The organism is Bradyrhizobium valentinum (assembly GCF_001440405.1).
GTDB lineage: Bacteria > Pseudomonadota > Alphaproteobacteria > Rhizobiales > Xanthobacteraceae > Bradyrhizobium > Bradyrhizobium valentinum.
Window position 1 is genome coordinate 58,145 of the sequence record NZ_LLXX01000096.1, and the last position, 21,259, is coordinate 79,403.

A 21,259-nucleotide genomic window follows, 5' to 3' on the forward strand; every position below is an offset into this window, starting at 1 on the left:
ATCACATGCGCAAGCTAGCCGGATTTCAACTGATACTCCCGATCGTCATCGGGCTCGCGTTTACAGGGGAACTCGCCGCGCAGCCGGTGGAACCCTCTGCGGCCGGGCTGTGGGAGAAGATCGAGAAGGGCAAGCCGGTCGGATGGTTTCTGGTGGTCGATCGCAACGGCACCTTCGAAGGCGTGTTCGCCAAGCTCTTTATGGAGCCCGGCGATGCTCCCAATCCGATCTGCTCGAAATGCACCGACGATCGAAAGGATGCGCCGTGGCTTGGGCTCTCCTTCATCCGCGACATGAAGCGCGAGGGATTGAAGTACGAGAACGGCAATGTGCTCGATCCGCGCGATGGCAAGATCTACAAGGCCAAGATGACGCTCAGTCCCGATGGGCAGACGTTGACGATGCGCGGCTATCTCGGCATCTCGCTGTTGGGCAAGGATGAGATCTGGACGCGCCTGCCGGACACGGCGATAGCGCAGCTCGATCCCGCTATCATCGCAAAATACCTGCCCGCGCACGCTGCAGCGATGAAGCAGCCGGCCGGTGCGGCAAAGGCCCCTGCAGCGCCCAAGAAGACCACGACGCCAGCGCCTGCTCCAGTTCCTGCGCGCTAGAAAAGTCCGCCGGCTCTGCCGGGTGGGCGCGGCGCCACCGGTATCGGGGGCACCGGCTGCGAGGTAACTTCAGGCACCGCCGCATCGAGCTGCAGCACGGCGGCGGCAGCCGGCACGACGGCATCCGCCATCGCCGCGTGACCCTCGGCGCTCGGATGCACCGCGCCGCCATAGACCGCCGACAACACGCCCCAGGTTGCGTCATGGATATCGGACGGCTGTTGCGACGCCGGCAGGCCTTGCGGGTAGGTCATCGCCGCGAAGTAGCTGTCATTGGCATCGCGGATCCAGCGCGCGCGCGGCAGATAGGCGCGGTACTCGCCGGCGCTGCGGCCACACAGCATCGGCTGGTTCGCGGCTGTGACGATATCGGGATCGAAGCTATCACCGGTGGCCGAGAAGCACTGCCGGTCGAATTCGGGGTCGCTTTCGGCGCGTGCGCAGAAGCCGTGGCTGGCAAAGCTGGTCTGATGGCTGTCGACGAAAGTCATGCGGTCGGTGCTCGGATTGCGGCACAGGATGCCGCCCTCGCACAGCGCCAGCGCTCTTAACTGCGGCAGGAATTCGCCTTCGACGAAGTTCGACACGGCGGCCAGCCGCTGCGGCTGGGCATTGAAGGAGGGATGAATGTCGAAGCCGGCGCGTCCGCCGGGGCAGGGTGCGCCGCCATTCGACAGCGTCGGATTGGCGTAGGCGGTGTAGACCACCCGCGACAGGTCGCCGCCGACAAGGGGCTTGAGCGCCTCGCGCAGCTTGGCAAAGCCCTGCGGCAGGTCCCGCGTCATCGCGCTGCGTGCGTCGTCCACCGAGGCCATGACGCCGCTGCGCCGAAACAGCGCGCGCTCGGTCGCCGTGTCGACGATCACATCCGCAACAAGCCCGGAAAAGTAGATATCGTTGGCGCCGACCGACAGCAGCACAAGGTCAAGCTTGCGATCCGGCTGGCGGCGTTTCACTGCAGCGACGGCTTCGCGCAGTTCGGCCAGTTGCCCGTTGACGGTGCCCTGGCACGCGCTGCCCGATTTTGACGGCAGGCAGTCGCGGGCGCGCTGCGAGCCAAACAGCCCGTCGGCAATGGTGGCGCCGGTGCAGGCCAGCGGCAGATAGGTCACTGCGATGTGCGGATATCGCACGGCGAGCGCCAGCGCGGTCCGGGTCTGATAGCTGTAGAGCGAGCGGTGGCAGGCAGGGTTGAACCAGAGCGCGCTCTGCCGCTGCCAGACCGGCAGAAAGTCGGGTGCTTCGCAGGCTCGTCCGCCCTTATAGCCGGCGCGGCTCGGGCGGTAATATTGCGCGGCTGCCGTTCCGAGATAGGAGCGGAAGCAAAAACCTTCATCGGCCAGCGCAATCGGCCGGTCCGGATTTCCCTCGCCGGACGCGACGCTATCGCCGAGGCCTGCAATGAAGATATCGCGCACCGCGATCTCGGTGAAAGCGCGCTGACTGCCCTCCGAGCTGGACATGTCGACGGTGGCAACCGTGGTGCGCCCATAGCGGACCCTGAGATTGACCGGCTCGGCGCAGTCGAAGGTGGAGGTTTGCGGGCCGTCGCCATCGTCGATCGTCCAGGCGCAGGTGGCGCCGACCGGAACCGGACCGGTCATCCGGGCCACGATCGGATGATCGATCGGCGTCAGATAGCTTTCCTTGACGTTGTCGCGGGTGCAGGGCTCGTTGACGCGGCCGGCAAGATCGATGCAAAGCCGATTCACAGTGTTGCGCGCCCAGCCGCGGCCGTCGCTTTGCACCGCCAGCGCCTGTTCTGCGGCCAACACGCTGCGGCCACGTGCGCTCTCGGCGTGTAGCAGGAAATCCCGCTCCTCGCGGAACAGGCGGAAGCGGTTGCGCACCTCCCAGGAAATCTGCAGCGGTCCGTAGCCGCCGGCGGTCTGGGCTTCCACAGCGGACGTGGACATTCCAACCAGTGCGCCGGCAACCAGCGCGATCGACATCATTGAACGTAGAAGCATTCCAGCCATGGCGTCGTTTGACGTTAGCGGTAAGGCAGAAATAAGAGAATGAGGCAGCTCCGACCCAAAAGACCAGACCGCACAGATAACGACGCCGTTACCAGCCTCAGGACTGCCGGCCCTTGATCGGTTGCCGCACCCTGGCCTTGGCCGTGCACGCTTGGCTGAGCCGGCGCCGTTCCTGCCAGGGTTGCACCACGCTGAGCCAGACTTCGCGCCCGCCCATGATCGAAATCGAGATGCCGAAGGGGATCAGGAAGTACAGGATCCGGAACACCACCAGCGTCGCCAGCAACTCTTCCCTGCTGAACTGCGGCAGCGCCACCAGCATCGCGGCGTCGAACACGCCGATGCTGCCGGGCGCATGACTGGCGAAGCCGAGCAGTGTCGCGAGGATGAACACCACCGCCAGCGAAACGAAATCGATGTGCGGCTCCATCGGCATCAACAGATACATCGCCAGCGCGCAGAAGCCGAGATCGACGACGCCGATCAGAACCTGCAGCAACGTCAGCCGGGCGGAGGGCAACACGACCTTCCAGCCGTTCTGCCCGAGCTCGCGGCGACCCTGGCCCATCAGCAGCCAGACGAAATAGGCGGCGATGCCGGCAAGGCAGCCGATCGCGATCATCCGGTTCATCGCCGGCGGCAGCAGGTCCATCGCCGATGCCGCCTCGGGATGCCAGGCCATGCCGCAGCCGAGTACGAACAGATTGCCAAGCCAGAAGGTGAGCCCTGAGAGAAAGCAGATTTTTGCGACATCGATCGCCGTCAGGCCGTAGTCGGAATAGATCCGGAACCGGATCGCGCCGCCGGTGAAGACCGTGGCGCCGATGTTGTGGCCGATCGTGTAGCTGGTGAAGCTCGACAGCGCGGCGATGCGATAGGGCACGTGCGTCTTGCCAATGGTTCGCAAGGCGAAGAAATCATAGAAGGTCAGCGTGCAGAACGCCGCCACCACGCACAGCGCGGCCAGCGCGATGCGATGCGGGGCGATCTCCGTCAGCGCGGTCAGGATAATTCCGGTGTCTACCCCTTTCAGGGTGCGAACCAGCGTAGTGACCGCAAAAATGATGATGAGGAGACTCGCAGCGATCCCTAGCCGTTTCCAGCCGATCTTCTCCTTGAAGCCACGCCCGAGCGCGGTCAGCAGCCGATGCATTCATCCTCCCGGCGGGGGCAATACGTAAAGATGGGCCTGTCACGACGGGTGACAGTCGACGGTCAGAGGCACCGTGCGCGAAACCCATAAGCTAAAACCGGGCCCTTGTGCAGCCCTTGACAAGCATGCCTTTTGGCTTCGTTCGCCGTCCTTGTCATACGCCCTACATATGTCGCCGCATTAACGATTTTGAGTCGCAGCGAGGTCCGTTCCGCGGGCTCTTTTTGCCGTATCGTTCCGTCCGTTCCATCGCGGCGTTTTCGAGGCCTTTAGGAACATCCCTTTTGCGAGCCGGTTAGCTCCTATCAGCATTGAACATGAAGCGCGCCCCGGCCAGGAGAAGGCCTGACGCCTTGCGTGTTCCAACACGAAGGAGGACCGCAATGGGACTCTTCACGAAAGACATCAAGACCATGAACGACCTGTTCGTGCATCAATTGCAGGATATCTACTATGCCGAGAAGCAGCTTGTGAAAGCACTGCCAAAAATGGCCGAAAAGGCCACCGACAAGCAGCTCAAGCAGGGTTTTCTGACCCATCTCGATGAAACCAAGACGCATGTGCAGCGCCTCGAAGAGATATTTCGCATGCACGGCGCCGAGGTGAAGGCGGCCGATTGCCCGGCGATCGACGGCATCATCGAGGAGGCCGACGACATCGCGGGCGAAATCGAGGACAAGGCCGTGCTGGACGCAGCCCTGATCAACGCCGCGCAAGCCGCCGAGCACTATGAAATTACCCGCTACGGCAGCCTGATCGCGTGGGCACGGCAGCTCGGGCGCAACGATTGCGCCACAATCCTGCAGAAGACGCTCGATGAGGAAAAGACGGTCGACAAGAAGCTGACCTCGCTGGCGGAAGGCAAGGTTAACCTGCGCGCCGCAAGCTAAACGTCGCGCAATTGAGGCAAAACGCCGCGCGGGGAAGCGCCCCGCACGGCGTTTCCATGCCGGGCCGCCTGGCATGCCAAAAGCGTTTGTTCACCATCCGCGCAACTGAGCTGCGACGGTTACCTCAAATATACCAATAGGACTGCTGTTAAAGGCCCCATTGGGGGTCTGTAATGTATCGCGTCCTAACTTGCCTCACCACCGAGCATGACTGGAGACTGGTCGTGCTTGCCGGCACCATTTGCTGGCTCGCGAGCGCGGTCGCGATCAGCCTGTTTCATCGTGCCCGGGCCTCGCGGGGCCGAACGCGCGCGATCTGGATCTGCCTCGACGCGGCTGTCGGCGGCTGCGGAATCTGGGCCACGCATTTCGTCGCGATGCTGGCTTACGATCCGGGTGCGGGCGCCGGATACAGTATACCCGTCACTTTGTTGTCGCTGGTCTTCGCAATAAGCATCGTCGCCATCGGCCTCTGCATTGCGTTGTCCAGTGCGCGCCAATCGGTGGTTGCCCTCGGCGGCGCTGTCATTGGTGGCGGCGTCGCAGCGATGCACTATACCGGCATGGCGGCACTCGAGCTTCCGGCGTTCATTGTATGGTCGCGCAGTATCGTTGTGGCCTCGATTGTGCTTGGCAGCCTGTTCGCTGCCGTAGCGCTTCTTGTCGCCGTACGTCGTGATAATCCCGTCCATACCCTGGCCGCCACCGCGTTGCTGACGGTTGCCATCGTTTCGCATCATTTCACGGCCATGGGCGCCGTCACGCTCATTCCCGACCCGACCCTCGGTAGCGACGGGCTGTCGATTTCTCCGACCGCGCTTTCGTTCCTGACGGCGGTAGCAGCCTTCGCCATCCTCGGTCTATCGCTGCTGGCGGCCATGATCGACCGCCGCGCGAAGGGCGAACTCCATCAGCAGAAAGTCCTGCTCGACACTGCGCTCGACAACATGTCGCAAGGACTTTCCATGTTCGATGCGGATGGCCGCATCCTGCTGTACAACGAACGCTATGCCGAAATGATGGGACGGACCGGTATGGCTCTCCAGGGTCGTCTGCTCCTCGATGTGCTCCGGCAGCAGAAGGCGCTTGATCGATGGGACGGCGATCCCGATCAGTTCGTCGCCAGCGTGATCGCTGCGGCCAAGGCCGGTAACAGTGTGACGAGGACGGTGACCCGCAACGGACGCGCCATCCGCGTCGTCGATCAGCCCATGAAGGGCGGCGGATGGGTTGCTACCTTCGAGGACATCACCGAATGGCAGCAGGTCCAGGAACAGATCTCGCACATGGCGCGCCATGACGCGCTGACCAATCTGCCGAACCGGACGCTGTTCCGCGAGCAACTTGAAAAGGCCTTGCGGCTTGCCAAACGCAGCGACCAGCTTGCGGTGCTCTGTCTCGACCTCGACCACTTCAAGGACATCAACGATTCGCTCGGTCATCCTGTCGGCGACGCGCTCCTGAAGGAAGTCGCCCGTCGCCTCGGCGAATGCATCACCGAGCACGATACGGTGGCGCGGCTCGGTGGCGACGAATTCGCGATCGTGCAGTTCTGCAGCGATTGCGATCCATCCGCCGTTGCCTTGCTCGCCAGCCACGTGGCCGAGCAGGTTTCCGCGCCCTATGAAATCGCCGGTCACCAGCTCATCATCGGCGTCAGTATCGGCATTTCACTGGCGCCGGAGGACGGCAAGAATCCCGACGAACTGCTCAAGAAAGCCGATCTCGCGCTCTATCGCGCCAAGGAGGACGGCCGCGGCACCTACCGCTTCTTCGAGACCGGGATGGACGCCCGCGCGCAGGCCCGGCGGCTATTGGAACTCGACTTGCGTGCCGCGCTGCAGCGCGGAGAATTCGAAGTCTATTACCAGCCGATCCGCGACGTCGCCAAAGACGTCGTCGTTAGTTTCGAAGCCCTGGCGCGGTGGAAACATTCGCTGCGCGGCATGATCTCTCCGGCCAACTTCATTCCGCTGGCGGAAGAAACCGGCCTGATCGTGCCGATCGGCGAGTGGGTGTTGCGCCAGGCTTGCATGGACGCGGCCGGGTGGTCGCGGGATGTCGCCGTCGCCGTCAACCTCTCGCCGGTGCAGTTCAAGAATCCCAATCTGGTGTCGACGGTGAAGGAGGCGTTGAAAGCCTCCGGTCTTCCGGCGCGCCGGCTTGAGCTCGAAATCACCGAATCGGTGTTGCTGCAGAACAGCGAGGCAACGCTTTCGGTCCTGCACGAGCTTCGCGCCTTTGGCGTCCGGATTTCGCTGGACGATTTCGGAACCGGATATTCGTCCCTGAGCTACTTGCGCAGCTTCCCGTTCGACAAGATCAAGATCGACCGCTCGTTTGTCACCGAACTGGCGACGCGCGATGATTCGATGGCGATCGTCCGCGCCGTGACCGGCCTCGGCAAAAGCCTGGGCATCGTCACCACGGCCGAAGGCGTCGAGACCGACGCGCAGTTCGAGCTGTTGCGTCAGGAGGGCTGCACGCAGGCGCAAGGCTATCTGTTCAGCCCGCCGCGTCCCGCAGCCGAGGTGGAAACGATGCTATCGAAAGCACGCGCGCGGGCCATCGCTTAGTTTCTCAAGCCTTGTTTTTCTAAGCTTTGCGCAATGCGAAATGCGCGCCGCAGAACGCCATCACGGCGCCGAGGCATAAGGCTGCAAGGCCGGCGAGCACGCCCGATATGGTAGGGACGGGGCTCGGCGCAGAGGCGGCCTGTCCGGCGCCGGCGAGGATCAGCACGCCGACCGCGATCAGGAACTGCCGCATCCGCTGCGGGATTTGGCCCGAGGCCGCGCTGTGCATCAGGTTGGCGGTAAAATAGCCGCCGGAAAAGCCCACGGTCGCGATCAGCCACCACGCGATCGCCGCGCCCGCCGGCATGAACTCGCTTGTATCGGACCGCCACAGGCCGCCGAGATCGAGCCCGTAACGTGCGCCCAGCATGTGCACGGCCAGCGCCAGCAGCACTCCGGAAACAATCGCGCCGGCCAGGATCAGGCGGCGCGGAAAATAAGTCGTCTCGGCCATGGCCCGCTTGTAAGGTAAAGCCGGCTCGCCGCGCAAGCGGGCGGCCCCAAGCGATACGGATATTTTGAATTGCCGACATCACTACCGAACCAGGCAACGGAAGGCGAGGGCGCGCGCACGATCAGCTACGCCTACAAGGCGTCACTGATCTCGTCGGCGCATCAATTCGAACTGACGGATGCCGGATTGTCGTGGAAAATCGGCCGCCGGTCCGGCGTGTGGCCCTATGCCGATATCGCTTCAATCCGTCTGTCGTATCGGCCGATGTCGATGCAAGCCCGCCGCTTTCGCGCCGATATCGCAAGGGCCGGCGGCGGTCGGATCGCGATCCTTTCGACGACCTGGCAGACGGTCTCGTTGATGACGCCGCAGGACCAGGGCTATCGCGCCTTCATCGCCGAGCTGCATCGCAGGATGAGGGCGGCAGGCAGCAAGGCTTCCCTGATCGGCGGCATCGGGACGGTGACCTATGCCACGGCGGTTGTGATGCTGACGTTGCTGGCCATCGCCATGATCGGACTTCTTGCGCGGGCGCTTGCGACTTCCGAATTCACCGGCGCGTTGTTTCTGGTCGGCATCTCGGTGTGGTTTGCCTGGACCATCGGCGGCTTCATCAAGCGCAATCGGCCGCGCAGATATTCGTTCGACGCACTTCCCGAGACGCTGCTGCCATAGCCTGATTCGCAATCAAGCGACACGAAATGTGATTTCGTGAAATGCCGCAGGACGCGGCACTCTGTGCGGCGTTCCTGATAGCTGCGAGTTGCCGTGACAACCCCGACGACACGATCGCCGACGGCGGCCGAGATTGCCGCGATCAATGCACGGCATCTGATCGAGACGCCGTTACGGCCGGCCGACCTGCTGTTCGTGTTCGGCACGCGCGAGGATGTCGACGAGCGCGTCGATGAAGCCTGCCGGCTTTGGCGTGCGGGATATTTTCGCTGGGCGATCGTGAGCGGCGGCGTAACGCCGGGATCGGCGCTTTCGGAGTGCGAGATCATCGTCAGTGCGATGGTCGCGCGCGGCGTTCCCGCCGACATCATCCTGAGAGAGGATCGCGCGATGAACACCGGCGAGAACGTCATCTTCTCGCTGCCGATCATCGACCGAGCGCTCGGTCTCGCCAACATCCGCAGCGTGATCTGCCTCGGCAATACCTGGACGGCGCGCCGCTATCCGATGACGCTGCATCGGCACTGGCCGGAAGTGGAGAAAATGCTGGTCATGGTCGACAGCTTCAAGACGCCGCGGGCGCTTTGGCACACCGACGCCGAATTCAGCCGCCGCATGCTCAATGAATGGGACAAGATCGAGCCGTACAGGGCAAGGGGCTTTATTGCGGAATGGCCGGAGAGCGAAACGCGCAATCGATAGCGCTACTCGGTCGTATCGACGTCTTCTTTCGCGGTCAGCATTCCCGCCACCGTGCGCAGCGCCAGATCGAGCTGCTCGGTGCTGGGCGCGCCGAGCGCCAGGCGGACGGCGTTGGGCGCATGGCCGGCGGACACGGCGAAAGTGGTCGAAGGGGTCAACGCGATGTCGCGCCGCGCTGCGGCCGCGACGAATGTCTGCGAGCGCCAATGCGGCGGCAAGGTCAGCCAGAGATGATAGGATTTGACGTTCGCCTGAACTTCGAAGCCGGCGAGGTATTTGGCCGCCATCTGCTGGCGCCGCGCCGCGTCGATCCGTTTCAGGCGTGACAACTCGGCAACCGTGCCGTCAGCCATCAGTCGTTGTCCGGCGGCAAATGCGAATCCGGAAGCCGTCCATCCGCCCGATCGAACCGCGGCCATGATTCGCTCGCGCAGGCGCGGCGGCGAAACGATGAAGCCGAGCGCAAGGCCGGGAGCCACCTTCTTCGACAGGCTATCGAGGGTGATGCAGCTATCCGGCGCGAGTGCGGCCATCGGCGTCTCTTCGTCGAGAAAGCCATAGACCGTGTCCTCGATGACGGTGAGGCCGAGCTTCTCGACGACGCGCAGCAGGTCAGCCCGGCGTGCCGGCGACATGGTCATGCCGAGGGGATTTTGAATGGTCGGCTGAACATACAGCGCCGACAAATGCGCTTCGCGGTGAGCCTTCTGCACCGCGTCCGGGCGAACGCCGTTCTCGTCCATCGCGAGCGGCACCAGCGTGACGCCTAACCTCGCGGCGATGTCCTTGATGAAGGGATAGGTCAAGGCCTCGACGCCGCAGCGGCCGCCGCTCGGCACCATCGCCGCCAGCGCAGCAGCGATGCATTGCCTGCCATTCGCGGTGAAGACGAGTTGATCGGCGGCCGGAGACCAGTCCTCCCGGGAGAGAAACTCGGCGGAGATGATCCGTGCCGCCTGTGTGCCTGTCGTGGTCGAGTGCCGCAACGCGAGATCGAGCACTTCGGGGCGTTCGAGCCCCGCAAGGCTTCTGGCGATCATCGCCGATTGCGTCGGCAGGATCGGATAATTCACTTCCAGGTCGATGCGCGCGCCGCGGGGCTCAGTCGGCATGGCGATCCCGCGCCGTGTTTCGCCTGACACAAACGTGCCGCGCCCGACTTCGCCGACCACGAGGCCGCGGCGGAGCAGCTCGGTGTAGACGCGGCTCGCGGTCGAGACCGCGATCTTGCGCTGATAGGCGAAGCTGCGCTGCGGCGGCAGGCGGTCGCCGGGCTTGAGCGCGCCGTTGGCGATCTCGGCGGCGACGGTATCGGCAAGCTTTAAGTACTCGAACTTCGACATTATTGCACCGAGAGCAATGTTTTCCTTGCACCGAGCAATGTATCGGATCATTTTGAACCCATCAAGCCCATGATTGCACTGAGAGGGGTGCAAGCAATCAGAACCCAATAGGTGCAGGCGCTATCCGCAGCGTTTGCGCCAGCGGCACCGCTTTGCCGCGCGCAAGCAAGGAGAAGAACGATGACCACGATATCCCAGACGGCAGCCCGGACTGCGCCCCAGAGCTCGGCGAGCGGATTTTTCCGCCTGCTCGGAAGCTGGGTAAACGGCATCGTCACCTATTTCGCGCGCCGCCAGGCCATCCAAACGCTGAGCGAACTGGACGATCGCGCGCTCCGCGACATCGGCATCGAGCGCAGCCGGATTGAATCCGCGGTGCGCGGCGTCGTCGATCCGGATTTCGGCCGGATCAGGTGAAGCGCCTAGTTTGATCGCTAGGTAAATCAAACGGCCCGGTCGATCGACCGGGCCGAAATTTTTTGTCGGGTCGCATACGTACTTTGCATGGGGTTGTTTTCGATATTTTGTGTCTGGGCGCTGCTGTGCAGCGCCGACGCGCTTCTGCACGGCGTCCGGGATACGAGATCGTTAGTGCTTTGCACTTCAACTAGTGCCGCACCACCAGTACCGAGCACCTGGCGTAGCGCACGACATGACCGGCGTTGGAGCCGAGGAAATAGGTCCGCATCGCGGGCCGGTGCGAGGTCATAACAATCAGGTCGGCCTTGATCGCCGCCGCCTCTTCGAGGATCTCGTGATAGATGCCACCCTGCCGCACTGCGGTGGAAATGCGCGACGCCTCGATGCCGGATTCCTTCGCCACAATGGTGAGCGCTTCCTCCGAGGTCGCGCGCTGCTGGGCGTCGAAATCGGCCGGCACATATTCCGCCAGCATCACCGGCGTCATCGGCAACACGTTGAGCAGGCGCACCGAGCCGTTCCAGGTTTGCGACAGCGTTGCGGCGGTCGCGATCGCCGGCTTCGCCAGATCGGTGTCGGCCAGATCGATCGGCACGAGAATCGACTTGAACATCTGCGCCTCCCGCCTGAGCCCGTTCCTGATTTATCAGGACGGGGCTCTAGCCTTTTGTTTTGACGCGTTTTCTTTTACGCGAACTTGTTCTTAATTCGCTCGAAAACCGTGTCATGGAGAGCTTAGCATGGCGGGGCAGGGATGTCCGCCTGCCTCAGTCGTCCAGCGCCTGCTTCAGCAATTTCGGGCTGGTGAACCGCACGAGTTTGCCGCGGCGGAACGCCACTTCGCTCCAGTCGTCGATTGCAAAATCCAGGACGGCAAGGCCAGCGGTTGGCAGATTATCCTCAAGTGACTTCTTCGCCGCTGCATCGCCGCTGCTGGCGAGCATCAAGGCCAGCTCATGCATGCCGGGATTGTGGCCGATCAGCATCAATCGCGCGGGATCGTCGACCTCGGCCATGCGGATGATTCGCAGGAGCTGCGTCGGCTCGGCGCCGTAGAGTTCGTCGAGCAATTCGACCTGGGGCTGCGGCGGCCGTTCCCGCACTGCATCCTTCATCGCATCGCGTGCGATCTCCCAGGTCTGCAGCGCCCGCACCGCGGTCGAAACCAGAACGGCATCGGGAAACGGCGGATGCCGGCCGATCCAGGTTCCGATGGCGGCGGCATCCCGCCGGCCGCGCTCGTCGAGTCGGCGGTCGTGGTCATGGCCCGAAGGCGCGTCGTGTTCGGTCTTGGCGTGACGCAGCAGCATCAAACGGCGCATTGGCGCGATCTCGATTCGGTCTTAGTCTCGACTAATCTACAAGCTCATGTCCGCGGCAAGGTGACAAGCGCTGCAGCGGTCCGTAAGAAACGCCATGCTCGAGACTTTCACAAGTGCGACCAACAGCCCCGACGATGACGCGCCTTTTCGTTCGCGGCTTTCGTTCGACCTTGATGTTGACATTTGCGTGGTGGGCGCAGGACTTGCCGGTCTCACCGTGGCGCTGGAGGCCGCGCGCCTTGGCGCCAGCGTGGCCGTTCTCGAAGGCCGGCATGTCGGCTGGAACGCGTCCGGTCATCAACTCGGCACGGTCATGCCGGGCTACAGCCTTCCGATCGGTGACCTGATCGAGCGCGTCGGCCTCGACGACGCGCGCGAGCTGTGGGCGATGTCGAAGGAGGGCGCCGATTACGTCCGTGCCGCCGCCACCGAAGAGGCGATGCCGGGAATTGCGCTGACCGAAGGCGCGCTGGAGGTCTCCAACGTCGACGTCGGCGAAATGCTGATCAGCCGGCTGCAGACGCTGAGCGAGGATTTCGAGACCGAAGTCGAGGGATGGCAGGTCGATCGCGTTCGCGATCAGCTCGGGACTGCACACTATTTCCACGGCATCTATTATCCGCGCGCGTTTCAGATCGACGGCCGCAAATACATCCACGGCCTTGCCGTACTGGCGAGGCGGGCGGGCGCGCGCATCTTCGAGGATACTCCCGTCGTCAGCATCGATTCGTCAGGCATTCGCAAGCGTATCGTGACGCCGTCGGCGCGGCTGCGCGCCTCGCATATCGTGCTGACCGGCAACGTTCATCTCGGCACTCCGTTGCGCCGCCTGTCCGAGACGTTGCTGCCGGTCTGGCGCTATGCCGCGGTGACCGAACCGCTCGGCGACCGTCTTGGCGAGATCTTCGCTTTCAAGGGGTCAGTGGCCGACAGCGACGGCATCGATCATTTTCGGATCGTGGATGGCGACCGGCTGATGTGGGCGAGCCCGGAAACCACCTGGGACGCGCGGCCGCGCCGCTTCGGCCCCGTCATTCAACGCCGCATTGCCACCATCTTTCCCCAACTCGGCAAGGTGCCGATAGCTGACGTGTTCGGCGGCGCGGTCGGGGTGACCGTGCACGGCATGCCGCAGATCGGCCAATTGCGCAAAGGGCTGTGGGTCGCCAGCGGCTTCGGCCGCCAGGGGCTGAACACCTCGGCAATGGCAGGGCAGGTCATCGCGCGCAGCATCCTGTGGGGCGAGGACCGCTGGAAACTGTTCTCGCCGTTCGAACTGGTCTGGGCAGGCGGCGTCACCGGCCGCGTCGCCGGCCATCTGATCGGCCTGTGGGGGCGGGGCCATTCCGCCGCGGCGGGCGTGCTGGCCCGTTACCGCGAAGGCGCCCGTGTCCGGGAACGCGTTCGCGAGGCGCGATTGGCGGAAGCCAACCGGCAGGCCGGAACCAGGCCGCCACGCCGTCCGCCGGGCGGGCCTCGGCCGGTACGTCCACAGCCGCCGCGGTCGGCAGAGGCGCAGGATGGCGGGGGACCCGTCCCTGGCTCGCAGGAAAGTGAGAAAATCCGGAACGGATCCGTGTAACGTCGGCGCTCGTGGGCCGTACTTGATGGCGAAACGTTACGCCCGCCTCGCACGGAGATTTCCATGATCGAACGCCGTATCCTGCTCGCATCCGTAGCCGGCCTGTTTGGCCTGGCCACTTTCCGCTGGCTGCGCACCTCGCCGGCGCACGCGGCCGAGAAATTCGAGGTGGAAAAGACCGACGCCGAATGGCGCGCCCAGCTCACGCCCCAGCAGTATGAAATCCTGCGCAAGCACGGCACCGAGCGGCCCGGCTCGAGCCCGCTCCTGAAAGAAAAGCGCAAGGGCATCTATGCCTGCGCCGGATGCGACCTGCCGCTGTTCTCCTCTGATACCAAATACGATAGCGGCACTGGTTGGCCGAGCTTCTGGAAGCCGCTCGACAATGCCCTTGGTGAAACCAAGGACACGACGTTCGGGATGACGCGCACGGAAGTCCACTGCCGCCGCTGCGGTGGACATATGGGTCACGTCTTCGACGACGGGCCGAAGCCGACCGGCTTGCGCTATTGCATCGATGGGTTTGGGCTGGTGTTTCACCCGGCCGGGCCACAGGCTTCGTAACGGCACCGCTCGGCAATTGTTGCCCCGCCCGGCAAATGTGCCCCGGTCTTTGGACCGGGGCTTTTTTGTTAAGGCTTTGATTTTTATTGAGTTTATAGTTTGGCACGACGCTTGCGACATGTTCTCCCGACGCGGCCTCGGTTTCCCAGGAACGGCGAGCCGCCCAGATCGAATTTGGAGAAAATGTCATGGGTATCTTCGGCGCTCTCACCACGTCCGTCGCGGGTCTGCGGGCGAATTCCTACGCCCTGGAAAACATCTCCGGCAATATCGCGAACTCGCAAACGACCGCATTCAAGCGGATCGATACCAGTTTCAAGGACATCATTCCTGACACCGGTAACACCGCGCAGCTCGCGGGCAGCGTCACTGCCGGCTCGCGCAGCACCAACACCATCTCAGGGTCGGTGCAGTCGGCGGCGGTATCGACTTACATGGCCATCAACGGCGACGGATTCTTTGCGGTGCAGAAGCCCGGCAGCTTCTCCGACAACAACCCGGTATTCGACGGTGTCGATCGCTACACGCGGCGCGGCGACTTCTCGCTCGACAAAAACGGCTATCTCGTCAACGGCGCCGGCTACTTTCTGCAAGGCGTGCCGATCGATCCGACCACGGGCAATCCGAGCGGCAGTGTGCCGGAGGTTCTGCGATTCCAGAATGACTTTCTACCGTCGCAGGCCACGACCAGGATCGACTATCGCGCCAACCTTGCGAGCTATCCGCTGACCGCCAACCACGAAAAATCGGTGCCGGGATCGGAGTTGCTGCGTCCGGCCGACTTCGCCAGCAATCCGAGAATTCTGGGAACGCCGATGACTCCATTCACCGATAGCAGCAGGACCGGAACCTCGCAGAACAACAAGCTGACGATTCCGGCCGCGATAGGCCCGACGACCACGCTCTCCGGTGCCGCAAACACAAACTCGATCGCTTCGAATTTCGCGGCCGGCGATACCATCACCGTCAACGGCACCGTTGTGACCTTCGTCGCCGCGGGCGCCGTCGGCAACCAGCTCAACGTCACCGACACCATCGCCGACCTGCTGGCGAGGATCGACTCCATCACCGGCGCGGGTCCCCCGTCGACCCCTTCATCATCGGTGGCGTCGGGCGCGCTCACGATCCATACGGGGCTGACGGCCGATCTGACGATGTCGAGCTCGAACGCCGCGGCGTTCGGCGCGCTCGGCTTCACCGGCACGGTGACGGCGCTCCGCGGCGGCGGCGGCACGGCAGGCACCGGCGTGGTGATCGGCAGCGACAACCAGACTTTCCTCGACGAATCGATCAGCGGCGGCGCCGCGACCGCCTATGACGGCAACGGCGCCCCGGTCAGCATGCAGTTGCGCTGGGCGAAGATCGACTCAGCCACCCTGGGCCTCGGCCACGTCGATACCTGGAATCTGTTTTATCAGGTTAACCCGAGTGCGACCGGCAGCGCGGTCGCCTGGCAGAACGTCGGCACCGATTTCACCTTTGGCCCGAACGGCCAGATGAATCCGGTGGTAGGCCAGATCACGCTCAACAACCTCACGGTCAGCGGCGTGACGCTCGGCAACGTCACGATGGCGTTCGGCACTGGCGGCCTGACCCAGTTCGCAGATACCAACGGCAACGCCCAGGTCAACCAGCTGCAGCAGGACGGCTATGCGGCCGGCCAGCTCCAGAGCGTCTCCGTCAGCAACGACGGCCGCGTGGTCGGCAGCTACTCCAACGGTCGCAACATCGATCTCGCCGAAGTCAGCGTCGCGACCTTCAACGGCGCCGACTTCCTGAAGCGCATCGACGGCGGCGCGTTCGAAGTCACCAACGAATCCGGCGAGGCCCTGTTCGGCAAGGGCGGCAGCATTTCCGGCTCGTCGCTGGAATCGTCCAACACCGACATCGCGGACGAATTCACCAAGCTGATCGTCACGCAGCAGGCCTATTCGGCCAACACCAAGGTGATCACGACGGCGAACACGATGGTCCAGGATCTGCTGAACGTGATGCGGTAGTTCGCGCGTTATCCGGTGGTGGTTTTCGAGAGCGGTAGTTTGTCATGAGTCTCAGCGACGCACTCTCCATTGCGATGTCCGGCCTGCGCGCCAATCAGGCCGCGATGTCGCTGGTGTCTTCGAATGTCGCCAACGCGGAAACGCCCGGCTACGTTCGCAAGACGCTGAATCAGGTCACCGTCGATTCCGGGTCGTATGGCAGCAACGTCCGGACCGTTGGCGTGAACCGCGAGTTGGATCAGTATATCCAGGCACAGCTACGCACGGAAACCTCCGGCGCGGGTTACGCCTCGTTGCGGTCGAATTTCCTGCAGCAACTGCAGAGCCTCTACGGCAACCCTGGTTCGGTCGGTACGCTCGAGGATGCCTTCAACAAGCTGACCACGGCGGTGCAGGCGCTGTCGACCAGCGCCGATAGCCAGTCGGCGCGAATCGGCGTCATCAATGCGGCGAATGTGCTGGCAAGCCAGCTCAATTCGATGACGCAGGGCATTCAGACGCTGCGCGGCGCCGCCGAAAACGGCATCAACGATTCCGTCAATACCGCCAACAACCTGATGTCGCAGATCGCGACCATCAATAACCAGATAGCGGTCAATCCGCTCGGCGGCACCTCGACTGACGCATCGACGGCGGCTCTGCTCGACCAGCGCGATCAGTACATCACGCAATTGTCCGAATTGATGGACATTCGCGTCACCACCAACGGCTCCAACCAGGTTACGGTCTTCACCGGCTCCGGCGTGCAGCTCGTCGGCAACGAGGCCGCCAGACTGTCGTTCAATGCGCAGGGAACGGTCAGCCCCAACACGCTGTGGAATTCCGACCCGTCGAAAAGCAACCTGGGCTCGGTCGTCGTCTCATTCGCCAATGGTGGATCGATCGATCTGACTGCCACCGGTGGCATCAAGTCTGGCAAGATCGCCGCCTACACGGAGTTGCGCGACAAGTCGCTGGTCGAGGCGCAGAATCAGCTCGACCAGTTCGCGGCATCGCTGTCCAGCGCGCTGTCCGACAAAACCACCGCGGGCACCGCGGTGACGTCCGGCCTGCAGTCGGGATTTGATCTTGATGTCACCGGCCTGAAGGCCGGCAACGTCATCCATGTCACCTACACGGACACCGCGACCAATACGCAGCGCCAACTCTCGATCATGCGCGTCGATGATGCCAGCGTACTGCCGCTGTCAAACGATGCGACGGCCGATCCCAACGACCAGGTCGTTGGCGTGGATTTTTCGGGAGGCATCGCGTCCGTCATTGCGCAGCTTAACACGGCGCTGGGTGGATCGAACCTGCAGTTCTCCGGCGCTGGCTCCACGCTGACGGTGCTGAACAATACCGGCTTCTCGACGGTCAATGCAGCTTCGGTCACCACGACGCAGACTAACCTGACCAATGGCAGCGCCGAGCTCTCGCTGTTCACCGACAACGGCTCACCCTACACCGGCGCGATCAGTGCGACGGGTTCGCAGATCACGGGCCTGGCGGGACGTCTTGCCGTCAACAATGCGCTGGTTGCGGATCCCTCCAAGCTTGTGCTCTACAGCGCTTCGACTGCCGCGGGCGACACGACGCGTTCCGACTTCATCCTGTCGCAGCTGACCACAGCAACGTTTCAATACTCGCCGGCATCGGGTGTCGGCAGCGCCAGCGCGCCGTTCAAAGGCACGCTGTTGAGTTACATGCAGCAGTTCACCAGCGCGCAGGGGGCGGCCGCCGACGCGGCAGCGCAACTCGCCGACGGGCAAGACGTGGTGCTCAATACGCTGCAGGAAAAGATGTCAGCGACCTCGGGCGTTAACATCGACGAGGAGATGGCGCATCTGCTGTTGCTGCAGAACTCCTATTCGGCCAATGCGCGTGTGATGTCGACGGTGAATGAAATGTACAAAACGTTGATGCAGGCAATATGAGGCAGTCATGACCATTAGTGGCGTCAGCGGACGGACATCATACATCGGCTCAGGCATCCTCGATCTGCGCAGCCAGCTCGACACGCTGACTCAGCAGTTGGCGAGCGGCAAGATCTCCAACACCTATGCGGGGCAGGGCAGTGGCCGCAGCCTCGCCATCGGCTTGCGCTCGCAACTCAGCGGCCTGGCCGGCTATGCCGACACCGCGGTAAACCTGAACACGCGGATCAGCGTCGCCAACCTGTCGCTGCAGCGGCTTGTCGACGTCGGTTCGTCGGTAAAGGGCGCCGCGGTCAGTGCGGTCAGCGAGATAGACAACACCGGCCAGACCGCGGGACAGAAAACCGCATCGCTCGGGTTCTTCGATTCCGTCGACATGCTCAACGCCAAGTCGGGCGATCGCTACCTGTTCTCCGGCCGTGCCACCGACACGCCGCCGGTGACTGCCGCCGACGTGATCATGAACGGCAACGGCGCCCAGGCCGGGCTCAAGCAATTGATCCTGGAGCGCAAGCAGGCCGACGTCGGTACCCTCGGCCTCGGCCGCGTCGTGCTGACGGCGCCGTCGGCGACGTCAGTGCAGATCGCCGAGGACGCTTCGCCGTCCGAGTTCGGCCTCAAGCTCAATGCGATCACCTCGACGCTGACGGGCGCGACGATCACCCAGCCGGCCGGCACGCCGGCGGCGATGTCGGTCGATCTGGGCGTCACCAACCCGGCTGAGGGCGAACAGGTCAAGTTCACCTTCAATCTGCCGGACGGCACCACCGAGGACATCACTCTGACGGCCTCGACGGCGACGCCGCTGCCGGCCAACAGCTTCGCCATCGGTGCCACCCCGACCGCGACGGCGGCCAATCTCAACGCCGCGCTCAATGCCTCGATCGGCAAGCTCGCCAATGGCCCGCTTGTCGCGGCGTCGGCGGTGACGGCCGGCGACAATTTCTTCGACCAGCCGCCGATGCGCGTCGGCACCACACCTTTCGGCGCGGCGACAACATTGGTGGCGGGCACGACGGCGAACACTGTGAGTTGGTACAATGGCGAATCCGGCACGGACTCCGCGCGCGGTACCGCCGTCGCCCAGATCGATCAATCGATCACGGTGCAATACGGCGCGCGCGCCGACGAACAGGCGCTGCGCTCGCAACTGCAGACCGTCGCGGTATTTGCCGCGGTCACGACGTCGGTAACCGATCCCAATGCCAACGCGCAGATCGCTGCGCTGAACCAGCGCATTGCCCAGAATCTCGCTGATGTGCCGGGGACGCAGTCGATTCAGGACATCCAGGCCGACTTCGCCGGCGCCGCGGCGTCGATCAAGGCGGCCAAGGATCGCCAGGCCCAGACCAAGGCAATCACGCAGACGATGCTGGATTCGATCGAGGGCATCAACGACGACGAGGTCGCGACCAAGATTCTCGCACTGCAGACCAGCCTGCAGGCCTCGTACCAAACCACCTCGATGCTCTACCAGACCTCGCTGACCAAATATCTCTGACGATCGTCGCCTGATAACTCCGATGCGCAAAAAAAGGCCTCCTTGCGGAGGCCTTTTGTCGTCGTGGTGTTGTCCGGTGCCGATCAGGCCGACTTGCGATCGGCTTTGCTGCCGGAGTTGGCCGCCTGCAGGCTTTTCGCGTCGGCGATCAGCTCTTCTTCGTGGCCGATCAGCTTCTTTGCTTCCTTCAGCGCGTGATACAGGTCGCCGTTCAGGATGTTATTGTTGATGGCTTCGATGAAGGGCCACGCGCTCGGCATGGTGCTCAGGATGCCCCGCACCAGGTTGAAATAGGTCGGGTGATGCGCCATCGGATCCGGCGACAGATACATCAGTTGCACTGAGAGATAGATCAGCTTGGCCGGCGTATCGGCGGTCTCGGGCGTCAGGATGTCTTTCTCGCGCAGGATCGGGATCCTGTCGCCGTCGATCAACAGGCGCGCGCGCTGGTCGGTGTTGGTCACCACGCAGGCGCCGATGATAATCCGCTCGTTCGGCTTGAGTTCAACCTTCAAGGCCATGCCTGTTCTCCGTCGCCGCTTTTTGAAAGCGCAGTCATTGAAGAGGGAATGCGTGGCGCCAGCTACCCGCTGGTGCTTCTCCAGGCGATCCGAACGCAATCCTTTCCCATTATAGTTAACGGTTGGTGAACGAGGGCACGCGGCTGCTTTTTCGTCTGTCCCACAATATGCAGCAATATCAATGGTTTTTCGAACCAGGGCGCGTCAATGCGAACAATTTGTCCCTCTTTTAGCGCTGGAGGAGTCCAGTTTCGATTCATTTGTTTTTTAGAGGCCCGGTCCCAGGCTGGCTCACCCGATCGAAAAAGATTGGGACAGCGATTGTTCCTCGATTTTCACACCAGAAAGGTATGAAACATGTCTATCGTTCTCTCGGCTTCGGTTCGCCAGAACCTGCTCTCGCTCCAGTCCACCGCCGACCTGCTGTCGACCACCCAGAATCGCCTTGCGACGGGTAACAAGGTCAATACAGCTCTCGACAATCCGACCAACTTCTTCACCGCGCAGGGCCTCAACAACCGCGCCAGCGACATCAACAACCTGCTCGACAGCATCGGCAACGGTGTGCAGGTCCTGCAGGCCGCCAACACCGGCATCACCTCGCTGCAGAAGCTGGTCGATACCGCAAAGTCGATCGCCAACCAGGTGCTGCAGGCTCCCGCCGGTTATACGAGCAAGTCGACGGTGACCTCGACTGCGATCGGCGCCGGCACCGCGGCCGACCTCGTTGACGGCACCGTCATCGACGCCACCGACGTTCTGTCTATCGCGGCTTCCGCTGGCCATGCGGCATTCAGCTTCACCTTCACTGCTACCACGTCGCTCGATCAGTTGAATACGGCGCTGGCGGCCAGCAATTATTCGGCCAGCCTCGACAGCACCAACCAGCTCGTCATTACCACGACCAACGATACGGCCTCGTCCACGATCGGTGCGGTTACGTACACCGCTACCGGCGGTGGTACCCTGACCTTTGGGGCCGTCGCTGCGCCGGTCGCCGATGCGGCTTCGCAGACCATTCGCTCGAGCCTGGTGAAGCAGTATAAT

General features: G+C 63.1%; 19 protein-coding genes. 12 read left to right on the forward strand and 7 right to left on the reverse strand.

The genetic code is table 11. The features are described from left to right. Positions 1 to 5 precede the first annotated feature (5 nt). The gene (locus CP49_RS14830) at positions 6 to 614 is read left to right on the forward strand and encodes a DUF2147 domain-containing protein (protein ID WP_057850967.1); all 609 of its coding nucleotides are present in this window, start codon (positions 6 to 8) and stop codon (positions 612 to 614) included. On the opposite strand, the gene CP49_RS14835 is transcribed toward CP49_RS14830, so the two are convergent. Both CP49_RS14835 and CP49_RS14840 read right to left on the reverse strand, forming a co-directional pair. Further along, positions 611 to 2,530 (reverse strand): SGNH/GDSL hydrolase family protein, encoded by a 1,920-nt coding sequence (locus tag CP49_RS14835; RefSeq protein WP_420807612.1) that lies wholly within the window; start codon positions 2,528 to 2,530, stop codon positions 611 to 613. The two genes, CP49_RS14830 and CP49_RS14835, sit on opposite strands and share 4 nt — an antisense overlap. Positions 2,531 to 2,690: 160 nt before the next feature. Continuing rightward, positions 2,691 to 3,746, reverse strand: a complete 1,056-nt coding sequence (locus CP49_RS14840; RefSeq protein WP_057850969.1) for a lysylphosphatidylglycerol synthase transmembrane domain-containing protein — start codon at positions 3,744 to 3,746, stop codon at positions 2,691 to 2,693. Between the two features lie 383 nt (positions 3,747 to 4,129). Between CP49_RS14840 and CP49_RS14845 the strand changes: the two genes are divergently transcribed. Further along, positions 4,130 to 4,636: a YciE/YciF ferroxidase family protein gene (locus CP49_RS14845; protein WP_057850970.1), complete on the forward strand. Its 507-nt coding sequence runs from the start codon at positions 4,130 to 4,132 to the stop codon at positions 4,634 to 4,636. A gap of 173 nt (positions 4,637 to 4,809) precedes the next feature. Then, positions 4,810 to 7,212: an EAL domain-containing protein gene (locus CP49_RS14850; protein WP_057850971.1), complete on the forward strand. Its 2,403-nt coding sequence runs from the start codon at positions 4,810 to 4,812 to the stop codon at positions 7,210 to 7,212. A gap of 19 nt (positions 7,213 to 7,231) precedes the next feature. On the opposite strand, the gene CP49_RS14855 is transcribed toward CP49_RS14850, so the two are convergent. Further along, positions 7,232 to 7,666 carry a hypothetical protein gene (locus CP49_RS14855; RefSeq protein ID WP_057850990.1) on the reverse strand — a complete coding sequence of 145 codons (435 nt, stop codon included), beginning with the start codon at positions 7,664 to 7,666 and terminating at the stop codon, positions 7,232 to 7,234. Between the two features lie 69 nt (positions 7,667 to 7,735). Between CP49_RS14855 and CP49_RS14860 the strand changes: the two genes are divergently transcribed. Both CP49_RS14860 and CP49_RS14865 read left to right on the forward strand, forming a co-directional pair. Then, on the forward strand, positions 7,736 to 8,341 hold the full coding sequence (locus tag CP49_RS14860; RefSeq protein WP_057850972.1) for a hypothetical protein: 606 nt from the start codon (positions 7,736 to 7,738) through the stop codon (positions 8,339 to 8,341). A 93-nt stretch (positions 8,342 to 8,434) separates the two neighbouring features. Next, positions 8,435 to 9,043: a YdcF family protein gene (locus CP49_RS14865; RefSeq protein WP_057850973.1), complete on the forward strand. Its 609-nt coding sequence runs from the start codon at positions 8,435 to 8,437 to the stop codon at positions 9,041 to 9,043. 2 nt (positions 9,044 to 9,045) lie between these two features. On the opposite strand, the gene CP49_RS14870 is transcribed toward CP49_RS14865, so the two are convergent. After that, positions 9,046 to 10,386 (reverse strand): aminotransferase-like domain-containing protein, encoded by a 1,341-nt coding sequence (locus tag CP49_RS14870; protein ID WP_057850974.1) that lies wholly within the window; start codon positions 10,384 to 10,386, stop codon positions 9,046 to 9,048. Positions 10,387 to 10,566: 180 nt separating this feature from the next. On the opposite strand from CP49_RS14870, the gene CP49_RS14875 reads away from it, so the two are divergent. Continuing rightward, entirely contained in the window at positions 10,567 to 10,803 is a 237-nt protein-coding gene (locus tag CP49_RS14875; protein WP_057850975.1) for a DUF1127 domain-containing protein, read from the forward strand. Between the two features lie 190 nt (positions 10,804 to 10,993). Here CP49_RS14875 and CP49_RS14880 read toward each other — a convergent pair whose 3' ends face one another. Next, entirely contained in the window at positions 10,994 to 11,419 is a 426-nt protein-coding gene (locus CP49_RS14880) for a universal stress protein (protein WP_057850976.1), read from the reverse strand. A gap of 154 nt (positions 11,420 to 11,573) precedes the next feature. Beyond that, the gene (locus tag CP49_RS14885; protein ID WP_057850977.1) at positions 11,574 to 12,128 is read right to left on the reverse strand and encodes a SixA phosphatase family protein; all 555 of its coding nucleotides are present in this window, start codon (positions 12,126 to 12,128) and stop codon (positions 11,574 to 11,576) included. Between the two features lie 94 nt (positions 12,129 to 12,222). On the opposite strand from CP49_RS14885, the gene CP49_RS14890 reads away from it, so the two are divergent. The 5 genes from CP49_RS14890 to CP49_RS14910 all read left to right on the forward strand — a co-directional run bounded on the left by CP49_RS14890 (position 12,223) and on the right by CP49_RS14910 (position 19,691). Continuing rightward, complete coding sequence (locus CP49_RS14890; RefSeq protein WP_057850978.1) at positions 12,223 to 13,710, forward strand: NAD(P)/FAD-dependent oxidoreductase; 1,488 nt, start codon at positions 12,223 to 12,225, stop codon at positions 13,708 to 13,710. A gap of 63 nt (positions 13,711 to 13,773) precedes the next feature. After that, entirely contained in the window at positions 13,774 to 14,274 is a 501-nt protein-coding gene (gene msrB, locus CP49_RS14895) for a peptide-methionine (R)-S-oxide reductase MsrB (RefSeq protein ID WP_057850979.1), read from the forward strand. A gap of 188 nt (positions 14,275 to 14,462) precedes the next feature. Beyond that, complete coding sequence (locus CP49_RS14900; protein ID WP_057850980.1) at positions 14,463 to 16,274, forward strand: flagellar hook-basal body complex protein; 1,812 nt, start codon at positions 14,463 to 14,465, stop codon at positions 16,272 to 16,274. Positions 16,275 to 16,318: 44 nt separating this feature from the next. After that, a complete protein-coding gene (gene flgK / locus CP49_RS14905) occupies positions 16,319 to 18,190 on the forward strand; it encodes a flagellar hook-associated protein FlgK (protein ID WP_057850981.1) in 1,872 nt (623 codons plus the stop codon). A 7-nt stretch (positions 18,191 to 18,197) separates the two neighbouring features. Further along, positions 18,198 to 19,691, forward strand: coding sequence for a flagellin (locus CP49_RS14910; protein ID WP_057850982.1), 1,494 nt, complete (start codon positions 18,198 to 18,200; stop codon positions 19,689 to 19,691). 83 nt (positions 19,692 to 19,774) lie between these two features. On the opposite strand, the gene flbT is transcribed toward CP49_RS14910, so the two are convergent. Beyond that, entirely contained in the window at positions 19,775 to 20,212 is a 438-nt protein-coding gene (flbT, locus tag CP49_RS14915) for a flagellar biosynthesis repressor FlbT (protein WP_057850983.1), read from the reverse strand. 357 nt (positions 20,213 to 20,569) lie between these two features. On the opposite strand from flbT, the gene CP49_RS46005 reads away from it, so the two are divergent. Then, positions 20,570 to 21,259 (forward strand): flagellin N-terminal helical domain-containing protein (locus CP49_RS46005; RefSeq protein ID WP_476695625.1); only part of this gene is annotated, 690 nt, incomplete at its 3' end.

Bases quoted from the DNA above. Each gene is read 5' to 3' on its own strand.
- CP49_RS14830 (WP_057850967.1), top strand. From the start codon at position 6: ATGCGCAAGCTAGCCGGATTTCAACTGATACTCCCGATCGTCATCGGG.
- CP49_RS14835 (WP_420807612.1), bottom strand. From the start codon at position 2,530: ATGTCCACGTCCGCTGTGGAAGCCCAGACCGCCGGCGGCTACGGACCG.
- CP49_RS14840 (WP_057850969.1), bottom strand. From the start codon at position 3,746: ATGCATCGGCTGCTGACCGCGCTCGGGCGTGGCTTCAAGGAGAAGATC.
- CP49_RS14845 (WP_057850970.1), top strand. From the start codon at position 4,130: ATGGGACTCTTCACGAAAGACATCAAGACCATGAACGACCTGTTCGTG.
- CP49_RS14850 (WP_057850971.1), top strand. From the start codon at position 4,810: ATGTATCGCGTCCTAACTTGCCTCACCACCGAGCATGACTGGAGACTG.
- CP49_RS14855 (WP_057850990.1), bottom strand. From the start codon at position 7,666: ATGGCCGAGACGACTTATTTTCCGCGCCGCCTGATCCTGGCCGGCGCG.
- CP49_RS14870 (WP_057850974.1), bottom strand. From the start codon at position 10,386: ATGTCGAAGTTCGAGTACTTAAAGCTTGCCGATACCGTCGCCGCCGAG.
- CP49_RS14875 (WP_057850975.1), top strand. From the start codon at position 10,567: ATGACCACGATATCCCAGACGGCAGCCCGGACTGCGCCCCAGAGCTCG.
- CP49_RS14880 (WP_057850976.1), bottom strand. From the start codon at position 11,419: ATGTTCAAGTCGATTCTCGTGCCGATCGATCTGGCCGACACCGATCTG.
- CP49_RS14885 (WP_057850977.1), bottom strand. From the start codon at position 12,128: ATGCGCCGTTTGATGCTGCTGCGTCACGCCAAGACCGAACACGACGCG.
- CP49_RS14890 (WP_057850978.1), top strand. From the start codon at position 12,223: ATGCTCGAGACTTTCACAAGTGCGACCAACAGCCCCGACGATGACGCG.
- msrB (WP_057850979.1), top strand. From the start codon at position 13,774: ATGATCGAACGCCGTATCCTGCTCGCATCCGTAGCCGGCCTGTTTGGC.
- CP49_RS14900 (WP_057850980.1), top strand. From the start codon at position 14,463: ATGGGTATCTTCGGCGCTCTCACCACGTCCGTCGCGGGTCTGCGGGCG.
- flgK (WP_057850981.1), top strand. From the start codon at position 16,319: ATGAGTCTCAGCGACGCACTCTCCATTGCGATGTCCGGCCTGCGCGCC.
- CP49_RS14910 (WP_057850982.1), top strand. From the start codon at position 18,198: ATGACCATTAGTGGCGTCAGCGGACGGACATCATACATCGGCTCAGGC.
- flbT (WP_057850983.1), bottom strand. From the start codon at position 20,212: ATGGCCTTGAAGGTTGAACTCAAGCCGAACGAGCGGATTATCATCGGC.